General features: G+C 44.4%; 13 protein-coding genes and 2 pseudogenes. All 15 read left to right on the top strand.

Annotated elements, in window-relative coordinates; all coding sequences use genetic code 11:
- Positions 1-31 precede the first annotated feature (31 nt).
- The 15 genes and pseudogenes from QM351_RS06680 to QM351_RS06750 all read left to right on the top strand — a co-directional run bounded on the left by QM351_RS06680 (position 32) and on the right by QM351_RS06750 (position 13,870).
- Positions 32-442, top strand: a complete 411-nt coding sequence (locus QM351_RS06680) for an SP_0198 family lipoprotein (protein ID WP_049482839.1) — start codon at positions 32-34, stop codon at positions 440-442.
- Between the two features lie 276 nt (positions 443-718).
- Positions 719-2,254, top strand: coding sequence for a cardiolipin synthase (gene cls, locus QM351_RS06685; protein ID WP_257738365.1), 1,536 nt, complete (start codon positions 719-721; stop codon positions 2,252-2,254).
- 171 nt (positions 2,255-2,425) lie between these two features.
- A complete protein-coding gene (locus QM351_RS06690) occupies positions 2,426-4,264 on the top strand; it encodes an MFS transporter (RefSeq protein WP_414327059.1) in 1,839 nt (612 codons plus the stop codon).
- A gap of 122 nt (positions 4,265-4,386) precedes the next feature.
- A complete protein-coding gene (gene nrdD / locus QM351_RS06695; RefSeq protein WP_031574358.1) occupies positions 4,387-6,597 on the top strand; it encodes an anaerobic ribonucleoside-triphosphate reductase in 2,211 nt (736 codons plus the stop codon).
- A gap of 11 nt (positions 6,598-6,608) precedes the next feature.
- On the top strand, positions 6,609-6,749 hold the full coding sequence (locus tag QM351_RS06700) for a hypothetical protein (RefSeq protein ID WP_009731858.1): 141 nt from the start codon (positions 6,609-6,611) through the stop codon (positions 6,747-6,749).
- A gap of 43 nt (positions 6,750-6,792) precedes the next feature.
- Positions 6,793-7,293, top strand: coding sequence for a GNAT family N-acetyltransferase (locus QM351_RS06705; RefSeq protein ID WP_009731857.1), 501 nt, complete (start codon positions 6,793-6,795; stop codon positions 7,291-7,293).
- A gap of 4 nt (positions 7,294-7,297) precedes the next feature.
- Positions 7,298-7,378 (top strand): annotated as a pseudogene (locus tag QM351_RS06710) (anaerobic ribonucleoside-triphosphate reductase activating protein); the annotation flags it as partial.
- Positions 7,369-7,524: pseudogene (locus QM351_RS06715) on the top strand (GNAT family N-acetyltransferase); the annotation flags it as partial. The pseudogenes QM351_RS06710 and QM351_RS06715, both read left to right, overlap by 10 nt.
- A 9-nt stretch (positions 7,525-7,533) precedes the next feature.
- A complete protein-coding gene (locus tag QM351_RS06720) occupies positions 7,534-8,079 on the top strand; it encodes a GNAT family N-acetyltransferase (protein WP_009731856.1) in 546 nt (181 codons plus the stop codon).
- Positions 8,045-8,644: an anaerobic ribonucleoside-triphosphate reductase activating protein gene (nrdG, locus tag QM351_RS06725; protein WP_009731855.1), complete on the top strand. Its 600-nt coding sequence runs from the start codon at positions 8,045-8,047 to the stop codon at positions 8,642-8,644. The genes QM351_RS06720 and nrdG overlap by 35 nt, the downstream gene beginning before the upstream one ends.
- 187 nt (positions 8,645-8,831) lie before the next feature.
- Positions 8,832-10,301 carry an LCP family protein gene (locus tag QM351_RS06730; protein ID WP_254728654.1) on the top strand — a complete coding sequence of 490 codons (1,470 nt, stop codon included), beginning with the start codon at positions 8,832-8,834 and terminating at the stop codon, positions 10,299-10,301.
- The gene (cps4B, locus tag QM351_RS06735) at positions 10,298-11,029 is read left to right on the top strand and encodes a capsular polysaccharide biosynthesis protein Cps4B (protein WP_045760016.1); all 732 of its coding nucleotides are present in this window, start codon (positions 10,298-10,300) and stop codon (positions 11,027-11,029) included. The genes QM351_RS06730 and cps4B overlap by 4 nt, the downstream gene beginning before the upstream one ends.
- 44 nt (positions 11,030-11,073) lie before the next feature.
- The gene (locus QM351_RS06740; RefSeq protein WP_023919869.1) at positions 11,074-11,769 is read left to right on the top strand and encodes a Wzz/FepE/Etk N-terminal domain-containing protein; all 696 of its coding nucleotides are present in this window, start codon (positions 11,074-11,076) and stop codon (positions 11,767-11,769) included.
- Between the two features lie 12 nt (positions 11,770-11,781).
- Complete coding sequence (locus QM351_RS06745) at positions 11,782-12,474, top strand: tyrosine-protein kinase (protein WP_021154082.1); 693 nt, start codon at positions 11,782-11,784, stop codon at positions 12,472-12,474.
- A 19-nt stretch (positions 12,475-12,493) separates the two neighbouring features.
- Positions 12,494-13,870: a sugar transferase gene (locus QM351_RS06750; protein ID WP_414327060.1), complete on the top strand. Its 1,377-nt coding sequence runs from the start codon at positions 12,494-12,496 to the stop codon at positions 13,868-13,870.

Genomic DNA, 13,870 nt, shown 5'->3' on the forward strand with positions numbered 1-13,870 from the left:
TATACGGTTATGGCGAAAGGAGCCGATCTTAATGAAAAAAATCATGTCTATAATGACCTTGGCAGTAGCCCTTTTCCTGACTGCTTGTAGCCAGCAAGAACAAACGCCAAAAGCCTCAAGTAGCGCTAGCTCACATTCATCTGAGACAGTGGCTTCGACCAGTGAAAAGTCAGAGCAAGGGGTGTCCATAGATGGAAGCTATCGAGGACAGGACGAGGAAAATACGATCCTCTTAGTTGTGACGGGTCAAAAAGGCACGTTTACGGTGCAAGATGCTGATGGAGAAGAAGAGACCAAAGAGGTCAGCATTGATCCGGTCAATCAATCCATGCGTATCGGGGATGAGCCTTATCGCTATCGGATCGAAGGAGATCAGTTGTCGCTAGAAGACCTGGAGCAAGCAGAGGATGATCAAGGGATTATCGTTTTGACCAAGCAATAAGGGACGAAACAAGAGAGAGTGGGACAGAAATCGGTAATTCGTTAGAATTCGATTTCGTCGTCCCACCTCCGCACAGTTGAGTAGGGCTGTAAAAGCTGATGAAATCAGCGTAGTAGAGCCCACTCAACCACTGCGTCTTGCTCGACAATCTAAAAATAATTGAGAGGCTAGGACTTCTGTCCCACTCTCTTTTTGTTTGTCTAGAAGGGGCTTGGTTGGTCGTTGCAATGGGTAAAAAGAATTGGTATACTAGTAGAAAGAAACAAGGAGGATGCTGTGACCTTTCGAAAATTACGTCTATTAATGTCCAAATATGGATTTAGTATTTTGTTTATGGGCTTTGAACTATGGGCATCCTTTGCGGCCTTCTTTTGGCTCAATAGATGGTTCCCTCATTGGCTATCTGTTGCAGTCATTGGGCTCTTATATGTGTCGACAATCTTAGCTATTGTTAATCGAAATACCCCGCCTGAAAATAAGGTGACCTGGCTCTTAATTGCCGTCATTCCTGTCTTTGGATCGCTTTTATACCTCATGTTTGGCGAGCGGCGTTTGTCCAAAAAGGAAATGATCCAGCTGAAAAATATGGAGTCCATGAAGTTTCGAGAGGACAATAGTCATCAGTTGCGTAAGGAGCTCAAGCAAGAAAGCAAAGCGGTTTATGGCTTGGTCAAGTCGATTTTATCCATGGACCACAATGCGGATCTCTATAATGGGACGGCATCGACCTTTTACCCTTTAGGGGAGGACATGTATGAGCAATTACTTGAGGATCTAAAAGCAGCGAAAAAATTTATCTTCATCGAGTTTTACATCATTGATGAGGGCTTGATGTGGAACAGTATCCTAGAGATTTTAGAGCAGAAAGTGAAAGAGGGGGTCGAAGTCAAACTCCTTTATGACGATATCGGCTGTATGGCGACCTTGGCAGGGAACTATACCAAACGGTTGCGAAAGATGGGGATTGATGCCCATAAGTTTAACAAGGTGATCCCCCGTCTAACAGTGGCTTATAACAACCGAGACCACCGTAAGATCTTGGTCATTGATGGTCAGATCGGCTATACGGGTGGTGTCAATTTGGCAGACGAGTATATCAACCACATTGAGCGGTTTGGTCACTGGAAGGACAGTGCCATCCGTTTAGATGGACGAGCTGTTAAGGCCTTGACGCGACTCTTCCTCATGAACTGGTACATCAACCGTGGGGAAATCGAGGATTTTGACCGCTACCATATTGAAAATAAGGCAGTTGAAGGCGAAGGGCTCTACATTCCCTATGGGAGTGGGCCAAAGCCAATTTACAAGTCGCAGGTCGGAAAGACGGTTTATCAAAATATGATCAATCAAGCGACGGATTACGTCTATATCACGACTCCTTATTTGATCATCGATTATGATTTGACAGAAGATATCCGCAATGCTGCCCTTCGTGGGGTGGATGTTCGCATCGTGACCCCGCATATTCCGGATAAAAAATTGATCCAAATTGTTACGCGTGGGGCTTACTTGGATCTGATGGATGCTGGTGTGAAAATCTATGAGTACACGCCTGGTTTTGTCCATAGCAAGCAAGTCCTGGCAGATGACGAAATGGCGGTTGTAGGGTCGATTAACTTTGATTACCGCAGCCTGGTCCATCACTATGAAAATGCTGTCTGGATGTATCGGACGCCTGCCTTGAAAAAGATTCGGGAGGACTTTGACCATATCTTTGAAGTGTCTCAAGAAATTACAGAGGATACCTTCCGCTTTACATGGCACCAAAGCTTAATCAAGGAAATTATGCAATTGTTCGCACCGATGTTGTAATAGGTGTGGGAATACAGAAGAAAGAGTCAGAAGCTGAGAGATCTGACTCTTTTTCCATAGGACTATGTGGCAAGAGGCTGACATGGTCGGCAGAATTTGGTATACTAGAGAAGATAATGGGCTTTTTTCTAAAAGGAAAGAGCAGAGGAATAGCGAAGAAAAGGAAAAAGAATGAGCGAAAAAGAGCAAGAAATGACTTCGAAAAAGTTAGGGCTTCACGTGGGAGATAGTTTTCAGGATACACGTGAAATTCGCGAAGTGCTAGATAAATCAGTCTTTCGTGAAGAAGAGCCGACTCATAGCCAGCAGGCAGAAGTCTTGGAGGAGCCGGTTGCAATGGAGGCATCAGAGGAAATTCGTGATGCCAAGCCAGAAGCAGTAGCAGAACCTACACAAGAATCTGAACAGGAAGCTGAGCAACCGCTCAGTCGGATGAGTCGTCGTTCACGTAAGGCGGGAGTTGAAGCGACAAAAGCGGAAGCATCTAAAGTGGAAGAGGATACGGAAGAGCTAGAAGCAGATGTGGCAGTTGAGCCGATCCGTCGTCAATCCAAGCGTCCAGTGCCCCTAGCGATTCCTTTTGTGTTGAGTCTCTTGATTAGTTTGCTGCATGTCGGGGTGCCATTTTTAACCCGTTTTGCCACCAATCAACAATCTCAAAACTTGTATGCTGGCTGGGCAATGACCAAGGGTCAAGTACCGTTTGGTGATTTTTACGGAACCAATGGTCTCCTCTATTATGCAATCAACTGGTTGGGGAGTTTAGCTGGTGGACATTGGATCTTGATGATCCTCCAAGCGATTGCCCTCTTCTTTGCGGGGACCTATCTCTATCGGGTTGCGCGCTTGCTGGTGTCTGATAAAGATACAGCGAAGAATGTCCAGTTACTCTTTTATTTCTTGGTGTTAGGCCTTGGTTTTGGAGGGACTTATGTGACTCTCTTTAGCCTTCCAATCCTATTTGCCAGCATGAATTTCATTTTGGCTTATTTGATTGGGCATCGTAAGGATGAAGGCTTTATCCTTTATGGTGCGATTGCAGCTGTGGCTTTCTTGATTGATCCGATGACCAGTGCCCTGTTTTATTTGTTGGCCTTCCTTGGATTAACAGCCTTTAATATCAAGCAAAAGAGATGGGCGCGTGGCTTTTATCAACTGCTGGCAGCTCTCCTTGGTTTTTCACTCGTCTTTTATCCAATTGGCTATATCACCGTTTTGAATCAGACTTTTGGTTATGCCATTAACCAAGTGACCTATGTCTTTAATGCCTTGAATTTTAGCAATGGACAGACCTTCAGTAATGCCATTTATTATGGACTATTGGCGCTGGCCTTTGGTCTGGTCTCTGCCTTTTTGATGTCCTTTACGAAGCAAAATAGCAGTGCTCGCCGGATCTTCCGCTTTATGGGATGGGCAGGTAGCTTGGTGGTCCTCATTGTGTCGATTGGTCTTCCTGAACAGGGAGCTTACCAATTGTTACCGATGTTGCCATTTGTTCTTCCTTTGTTTGCGATCTGGTTCTCACGAGATGGGGAAGAAAACGACGGGATCGAACGTCGTGGTCGGAAGAAGAAAAACAAGGAAGTTTGGGCCGCTTACTTTACGAGCCAAGTTTTCTTACCGCTAGTAGCCCTCGTCTATCTCTTGGCGAATCCAGTGGTTCAAGATGTCGTGCTTCAGTCTGGTCAATCCAGTGAACGGAGCGCTATTGCCAGCTACATTAAAAACCACACCAAGTCGAAAGATACCATTTATGCTTGGGATACGACAGCTACTCTCTATCAAGATAGCGATCGTTTGGCAGCTTCTGCCTTATTGACTCCGACATCTTATCTGGGAATTAATGAAAATCGGACCAATGTGATCCAACAAATCGATCGGTCTGAACCCAAGTATATTGTGGTCAACAATCAGGTAGAGTTGACCTCCAATATGAAGGACTTGCTCAAAGAAAATTATCGTCTAGTTGAGAAGAAATACCGTCATTTCAAACTCTATCAACGCTCTTAAGAAAATCAATATCTTGTGTTTTAGAAAGTTTTTTAGAATTTTCACCACAAGATATTGATTTTTATTTTTGGAGTGGTATAATACAACTTGTATGTAAATAAATGAAGAGAGGCATGTTTGGTATGATCACCTTGAGAGAAGAAAAACTGAGAATGGCCCCGGATATTTTTGTTGAAAAACGAGATGGCCGTCGTGTTCAATTCGATGTTGAAAAAATTTATAAAGCCTTGTTGAAGGCGACAGAAGAAGTGACTTCTCTCACTCCAGTGATGGAAGCCAAACTAGAAGCTATTGTCGATCGTGTGATCGCAGAGATCTTGGAACGTTTTCCAAATGGCGTGAAGATCTATGAGATCCAAAATGTTGTCGAACATGAATTGCTTCAAGCCAATGAATATGCGATTGCTGAGAGCTACATTACTTATCGGACTCAGCGGGATTTTGAGCGCTCAAAAGCGACGGATATCAACTTTACAATTGGCAAACTCCTCAATAAGGACCAAGCGGTTGTCAATGAAAATGCCAATAAGGACAGCGATGTCTTTAATACGCAACGGGATTTGACGGCAGGGATCGTTGGGAAGTCTATTGGTCTCAAAATGTTGCCTAAACACGTAGCCAATGCCCACCAAAAAGGGGATATCCACTACCATGATTTGGACTATAGCCCTTATACACCGATGACCAACTGCTGTTTGATCGATTTTGAAGGCATGCTCAGAAATGGCTTTAAGATTGGGAATGCAGAAGTAGAAAGTCCTAAGTCCATCCAAACTGCAACGGCTCAAATCTCGCAGATTATTGCCAATGTAGCCTCTAGTCAGTACGGGGGTTGCTCGGCTGATCGGATCGATGAGGTCTTGGCCCCTTATGCAGAAAAGAACTACCAAAAACACTTGGCAGATGCCAAAGAGTGGGTGCTTCCTGAAAAGCAAGAGGACTATGCTTGGAGCAAGACTCAAAAAGATATCTATGATGCCATGCAATCGCTAGAATATGAGATCAATACCCTCTTTACTTCAAACGGGCAAACTCCTTTCACTTCGCTTGGTTTTGGTCTTGGGACCAATCGCTTCGAGCGGGAAATCCAAAAGGCGATTTTGGAAATCCGGATTAAGGGACTTGGATCAGAGCATCGGACAGCTATCTTTCCAAAACTGATCTTTACCCTCAAGAGGGGGCTCAACCTAGAACCTGGAACCCCTAACTATGACATCAAGCAATTGGCCTTGGAATGTGCCACTAAGCGCATGTACCCAGACGTTTTGTCTTATGACAAGATTGTCGAGTTGACAGGCTCCTTCAAGGTGCCCATGGGATGTCGCTCTTTCCTTCAAGGTTGGAAGGACGAGAATGGTGTGGAAGTTAATTCTGGCCGGATGAATCTTGGAGTCGTGACGGTCAATTTACCTCGAATTGCCTTGGAATCTGGCGGAGACAAGGAGAAATTCTGGCAAATCTTTAATGAACGGATGAACATCGCTGAAGATGCCTTGGTTTACCGGGTGGAACGCACCAAAGAAGCGACACCAGCCAATGCACCGATTCTCTACCAATATGGCGCTTTCGGGAAACGCTTGGGCAAATATGACCAGGTAGATCAGCTCTTCCGTCATCGCAGAGCAACCGTTTCTCTTGGTTATATCGGTCTCTATGAAGTTGCAACCGTCTTTTATGGTCCAAATTGGGAACACAATCCAGAAGCCAAACAATTCACGATCGATATCATCAAGGATATGAAAGCGCGCGTGGAAGAATGGTCTGACCAGTATGATTACCACTTCTCTATTTATTCGACACCGTCAGAAAGTTTGACAGACCGCTTCTGTCGCCTGGATACGGAGAAATTTGGGAAGGTCCCAGATATCACAGACAAGGAATACTACACCAATAGTTTCCACTACGATGTTCGTAAGAACCCAACGCCATTTGAGAAGTTGGATTTTGAAAAAGTTTATCCTGAAGCAGGGGCTTCTGGTGGCTTTATCCACTATTGTGAATACCCTGTGCTCCAACAAAATCCAAAAGCCCTGGAAGCGGTTTGGGATTATGCCTATGACCGGGTCGGTTATCTAGGAACCAATACGCCGATTGACCGTTGTTACAAGTGTGATTTTGAAGGAGATTTCACACCGACTGAGCGCGGATTTGCTTGTCCAAACTGTGGCAATAGCGATCCGAAAACGGTCGATGTGGTCAAACGGACCTGTGGTTATCTAGGAAACCCGCAAGCTCGTCCGATGGTCAATGGCCGTCATAAGGAAATCGCTGCGCGTGTCAAACACATGAATGGCTCCACGATCAAATCAGCTGGACACCAAGTGACAGATTAGAAAAGGACATTATGGGAAAATACCAATTAGATGATAAGGGCAAGGCTCAGGTGCAACGATTCCACGAGAAGCATTCAACAGGTGGAGTCAATAAAAAAGACCGAGTAGCAAGCCTGAGAGAACAATTTTTAAAAAAGGCTAAGAAAAAATAAAAGTGAGAGTCCGCTCTCACTTTTCTCTTATGGGGAGGTAAAGATGAAATTACGTAGACCAACTCTAGCGGATAAAGAGGCCATTCTAAGCATGATGGCAGAGTTTGAAGAGACCCAATCGGCTCATGACGGTGGCTTTTGGGATGCTGAGAACTTTGATTATGAGGAGTGGCTAGAAACTAGCCATAATAAAGAAATGGGAATAAATTTGCCTGAAAATCGTGTTCCTTCTATTCAATTTGTATCATTTGATGATGTAGGTCGTGCTCTAGGTTTTTTGAATCTACGGCTGAGACTGAATGAGGGGTTGCTGAATCATGCTGGGCATATTGGCTATTCCATCCGACCGTCTGAAAGGGGCAAGGGCTACGCCAAGGAAGCCCTCCGTCAAGGTTTACAAGTTGCTAAGGAAAAGAATATCAAACGAGCTCTGGTAACTTGTAGCACAGAAAATCCTGCCAGTCGAGCGGTCATCATAGCTAACGGTGGTGTTTATGAGGATGTTCGAAATGGAACGGAACGGTATTGGATAGAGGTGGACTAGAAAGATGACATGGAATACACCAAAACCAGGCGAATGGAAGAGTGAGGAACTGAGTCAAGGACGGATTATTGACTACAAGGCTTACAAGTAGCTAGAAGTAAAAATATAAAGCGAGTCCTAGTGACTTGCGATTGTGATAATGCTGCCAGTCGAGCAGTGATTCTGACTAATGGCGGAGCTTTAGAGGATGTTCGAGGCGGGAAAGAGCGCTATTGGATTGATTTAGATTGAGGAAAGTTTATGAAGTTACAACGACCAACTTTAGAAGATAAAGACGCGATTTTAGAGATGATTGCTGAGTTCGATGCTGCAAAATCCTATATGCACGGTGGCATGGGCTCCACTTGGAAGCGAGCAAAGGATTTTGCGGATTGGTTGCGAATTGTAGAGCAGCAGGAGGATACTGAGAATCTGCCAGAAGGCTGGGTTCCTACCATTCAATTTTTATCCTTTGATGAGACTGGCTACCCTCTGGGCTTTTTAGCCCTGCGCTTGTCCTTGAATGACAAATTATTTGTAGAGGGTGGTCACATTGGCTATTCCATCCGGCCCAGTCAACGCAGAAAGGGCTTGGCTAAGTTGCAGCTAGAGCTAGGATTAGCAGAGGCTCGAAAGCAAGGATTGGAACGAGTACTGATTACCTGTGATGAAGACAACGAAGCCAGTCGTCGCACCATTCTCTCTGCTGGCGGTGTTTACGAAAACACAATCGACAGAAGTCAGCGCTACTGGATTGATTTGGAGGATGAAGATGAACAATCCCAAACCTCAAGAATGGAAAAGTGAGGAGCTGAGTAAAGGGCGAATCATTGACTATAAGGCCTTTAACTTTGTAGATGGAGAAGGAGTGCGCAACTCCCTTTACGTGGCCGGTTGCATGTTTCACTGTGAGGGCTGTTACAATGTAGCGACCTGGTCTTTCAATGCAGGCATTCCTTATACCAAAGAATTGGAAGAGCAGATCATGGAAGATCTGGCCCAACCCTATGTCCAAGGCTTAACCTTGCTAGGGGGAGAGCCTTTTCTTAATACAGGTATTCTTTTACCCCTTGTAAAACGTATTCGGAAAGAATTGCCGGAAAAAGATATTTGGTCTTGGACCGGCTACACTTGGGAAGAAATGATGTTAGAAACGCCTGATAAACTGGAGCTATTGTCGCTGATTGATATCCTGGTCGATGGACGGTATGATAAAAGCAAGCGCAACCTCATGTTGCAATTTCGTGGTTCTTCCAACCAGCGGATTATTGATGTTCAAAAATCATTGAAAGAAGGAAAGGTTGTCATCTGGGACAAGCTCAATGATGGCAAGGAAAGTTTTGAGCAAGTCAAGCGGGATGATCTTTTGTAGGATCTTCAAAAACCGGGTGTTTCACCCGGTTTTTTTGGATTCTCTGCATAAGTATACAAGGGATTTTGCTTGTTTTTGAAAACGCTTACTTTCCAAATGTCCATAATGGACAAAAAAGTGATAATTAATGCATTTTTTGCTAAAAATATGTTACAATAAACATGATTAGGACTAATTGGAGGTATTTATGTCACAAAGGAGACGGAGTCGTCGTTCAGAACATAAGTGGGGGCAATTGCGAATCATTAATTCCGTATTGCTTATTTTTTTGCTTATGACTGCAAGTTGGGCGACCTATACTATGTTGGCCAATAACATCTTGGCTTTTCGCTATGTCAATGTTCTCGTGATTGCACTACTAGCTCTTCTCTTGCTCTTATCAGCTTGGTTTGTGATCAAAAATCAGGCCAAAAAGACAACTTTGGTCTTGCTTCTTGTCGGCTTATTGGCTAGTTCGGGAGTTTTGTTTGCTAGTCAACAGCTGCTAAATCTGACGAGCAATGTCAATGGCCATTCTAACTATACAGAGTTTGAGATGGCTGTCTATGTCAAGAAAGACAGTGACATCAAAGACATCAAAGAAATCAAGGAAGTGGTGGCACCAAAGGGCAACAATAATGAAGCCAATCTCACGGCCCTCTTGGACAATATCAAAAAGACCAAGGGTCAGGAAATTTCTGTAGTCGATGCACAGACTTATCTAGATGCCTATAAGAGCCTGCAAGAAGGGAATGCTTCTGCCATGGTGCTCAACAGTACCTTTGAAGATACTATCGCTGCTGAAGATGCCGACTATGCGAAGAAGTTGAAGAAAATCTATTCCTACAAGATTCGAAAAGAAGTAGCAGCGACGAGCAAGGTGTCTGCCAATGCGGATGTCTTTAACATCTATGTCAGCGGGATCGATACCTATGGCCCAGTAACCTCGGTTTCTCGATCAGATGTCAATATCATCATGACGGTTAATCGGAAGACCAAGCAAGTCCTATTGACAACGACGCCGCGGGATGCCTATGTACCGATTGCAGATGGTGGTAACAACCAGAACGATAAGTTGACCCATGCAGGGATCTACGGAGTGGATGCTTCGATCCATACTCTTGAGAATCTCTATGATATCAAGCTCAACTATTATGTTCGTCTCAATTTCACCTCCTTCCTCAAGTTGATTGACCTTCTAGGGGGAATCGATGTGGAAAATGACCAAGAATTCACGAGCCTTCATGGCAAGTTCCATTTCCCAGTTGGAAAGGTTCATTTGAATTCAGAGCAAGCCCTCGGTTTTGTCCGAGAACGCTACTCTCTTCAAGGTGGCGACAATGACCGTGGGAAAAACCAAGAAAAAGTCATTGCGGCCATTATCAAAAAGTTGACCTCTACCAAGGTCTTAAGCAACTACAATGAGATTATCGGAAACCTCCAAGATTCTGTCCAAACCAATATGCAGTTGCCGACTATGATGAACTTGATCAATACCCAGTTAGAAACAGGTGGTTCTTATGAGGTGACTTCTCAAGCGATTACCGGTCAAGGACGAAATGACTTGCCGTCTTATGCTATGCCTGGATCCAACCTCTATGTCATGGAGTTGGATCAAGCGAGCTTGACCAAGGCTAAGGAAACCATTCAAAAAGTAATGGAAGGAAAAGAAAAATGATTGATATCCACTCGCACATCGTCTTTGATGTGGATGATGGACCAAAGACAAGAGAAGATACGCGTGCCTTATTGGAAGAAAGCTATCGCCAAGGGGTGCGGACTATTATCTCCACTTCTCATCGTCGCAAGGGGATGTTTGAAACTCCCGAAGAAAAGATTTCTGAAAATTTTCAAGAAGTGAAAAAAATTGCGGCAGAGGTCGCGCCAGATTTAACGATTCATTACGGGGCAGAGATCTACTTTACGAATGATGTCTTGAAAAAACTGGAAGAAAAGATCATTCCACGTTTAGCTGAGACGCGCTTTGCGCTGATTGAATTCAGCATGGGAACACCTTACAAGGAGATTCATACGGCCTTGGACCGTTTGCTCCATCTAGGTGTGACACCAGTGGTGGCCCATATCGAGCGCTACAAGTGCTTGGAGAAAAATGAGGAGCGCGTGCAAGAGATGATTGACATGGGCTGCTACATGCAGATCAATAGTTCCAGTGTTCTCAAGCCTCGCCTCTTTGGGGATGAACAAAAACAACTCAAAAAACGAGCTCGGTACTTCTTAGAAAAAGACTTGGTGCACTTTGTGGCCAGTGATATGCACAATGTGGATAAACGACCGCCTTATATGGCAGAAGCCTATCGCTTGATCAAGGAAGAATACGGAGAACAACGAGCACAAGCTCTCTTTGTCAGCAATCAAGAACTCTTGTTAGCGGATGAATTAATCTAACCAGAAAACAGGTGGAGAGATCCACATGAAGGAGTAATTAGGAAATGAACAATCAAGAAAATCAAGCAGTGGAAATTGATGTTTTCGCTATGCTGAAGACCCTATGGAAACGCAAGTTTTCGATCGTTTTGGTCGCTCTTGTCTTTGCCATTGCAGCATTTGGCTACAGTGCCTTTTTAGCCAAGAAAGAATACCAAAGTACTAGCCGGATCTATGTGGTCAGTCGTCAAAACCAAGACAACAATGCCTTGACAAACTCTGATTTGCAGGCTGGTTCATACTTGGTTAAGGACTACCGTGAGATCATTCTTTCTCAAAATGTCTTGAGTCAAGCCATCGAAGAATTGAAACTCGATATGACACCTGCTGAGTTGTCCAAAAAGATCAGTGTATCCGTTCCAACAGATACTCGTATCCTTTCGATCACGGCTAAGGACGGAAATCCAAAAGAAGCGGCTCGTATTGCCAATGGGCTTCGGAATGTAGCAGCTGAAAAGATCATTGCTGTGACCAAGGTGTCAGATGTTACGACCTTGGATGAAGCAGAAGTGCCTCAATCACCTTCTTCACCAAATATCCGACGCAATGTCCTTCTTGGCTTTATTGCTGGAGCTGGCTTGATGGTGGTTCTCATGGTCGTAGTAGAAGTCTTGGACGATCGTGTCAAGAGACCAGAAGATATCGAAGAGTTGATGGGCTTAACCTTGCTTGGTATTGTGCCAGATATTAAGAAACTGTAGACTGGGGATCGCATGAATACGTTAGAAATTTCAAAAAATAAATTACAAGAAATTCGGAAGGCAGAAGAGTACTTCAATGCCTTAGCGACGAATATCCAATTGAGTGGGGTGGACTTAAAAGTCATCGCTATCTCATCTGTTCAAGAAAATGAAGGGAAATCAACCACTTCAACCAACTTGGCCGTTGCCTTTGCGCGTGCGGGTTACAAGACCCTCTTAGTCGACTGTGATATCCGGAACTCTGTCATGACAGGGATTTTCCGTAGTCGGGATAAGATCCAAGGCTTGACTGACTTCTTATCTGGTCGTAGCCAATTGGACCAAATCTTGTATGCGACTGATTTTCCAAACTTGGATATCATCGAGTCTGGACAGGTCGCGCCAAACCCAACAGGTCTCTTGCAAAGCAAGAACTTCACTGTGATGATGGATGCCCTGCGTGAGCATTTTGACTACATCATTGTCGATACGCCTCCAATTGGGGTCGTGATCGATGCGGCGATTATCGCCCAACGCTGTGATGGAACTGTCTTGATCACGGAATCTGGTGCCAATGGACGCAAGGCTGTCCAAAAGGCCAAGGACCAATTAGAACAAACAGGCACACCTTTCTTAGGAGTGGTGCTCAATAAATTTAACATTAAAGCTGCTGAGTATGGTTCATATGGTGGATATGGATCTTACGGAGAGTATGGGAAAAAGTAAAGAATAGGATTGAGGGAAAATGGGAGAAGAAAGAATTGAACTGGAAAAACTAAATATTGTTCTCTTTCAAAGTTTAGCTGTCCTATTTTCGGCTTACATTGTGAGTCTTTTTAAGGATGCAGAATACACGTCGCAGACAATTGCCATTCTCTATCTCTTGCATTTTGTATCCTTTTACATTAGCAATATTGCCTATCGTTTTTATAGCAGAGGCTATCTAGATGAGCTCTTTCAGGTCTTGAAATACAACGTATTTTTCGCTGTTGGGATCACCTTTACCTCTTTTATGCTCGATGGGGTCTTTTCCATCTCTCGTCGGGGGATGATCTACTTCTTTCTTTTCAATACGTTTTCCGTCTATATCATGGATCTCTTGCTCAAGAGATACCGGAAGTCTGTTTCGCCACGGCGGAAAAGTTCGCGAAAGATTTTCTTGATCACAGCGACCAGTCGGATGGAAAAGGTATTTGATATTCTGCATTCGCCTAGCCTTTATCATGGGGAATTGATCGGTGTCACCGTCATGGATGATACGGATTTCACCCATTCGGATGTACGGGTGGTGCAGCCGGACCAAATGATGAACTTTGTGACCAAGGAAGTGGTAGATGAAGTGTTTATCAATCTGCCAAGTGAGGACTACAGTATTAGTGACTTCGTCTCGGAGTTTGAGAGTATGGGGATCGATGTATCGGTCAATCTCAATGCCTTTAACTTCGCTTCCTTGGGTAATAAACGGGTTCGAGAAGTTGGGGGACTAAGTGTCGTCACTTTCTCAACCAATTTCTACAAACCGAGCCACGTCTTTGCCAAACGTCTCTTGGACATTGCAGGAGCCCTCTTTGGTCTCTTGATTTGTGGACTAGTGAGTATCGTTTTGGTCCCTCTAATCCGCAAAGATGGCGGACCTGCTTTCTTTGTACAAAAACGGGTCGGAAAGAACGGACGGTATTTTAACTTCTATAAATTCCGCTCCATGCGTGTGGATGCCGAAGAGATTAAAAAAGATCTGATGGCGCAAAACACCATGACGGGTGGCATGTTCAAGATGGAAAATGATCCGAGGGTAACGCCAATCGGACGCTTTATCCGTAAGACCAGTCTGGATGAATTGCCACAATTTTACAATGTGTTGATCGGTGACATGAGTCTAGTCGGAACTCGTCCTCCAACGGTAGACGAATACCAAGACTATACGCCAGCCCAAAAACGCCGACTCAGTTTCAAGCCAGGGATTACCGGCCTTTGGCAAGTGAGCGGACGCAGTGAGATTACAGATTTTGACGAAGTGGTCAAGCTCGACGTTGCGTATATGGATGGTTGGACGATCTGGAGAGATATTCAGATCCTGCTCAAGACCGTGAAGGTTGTACTTAGAAAAGAAGGAGCGAAGTAG

It is taken from the genome of Streptococcus parasanguinis, from assembly GCF_047465465.1.
GTDB lineage: Bacteria > Bacillota > Bacilli > Lactobacillales > Streptococcaceae > Streptococcus > Streptococcus parasanguinis_AI.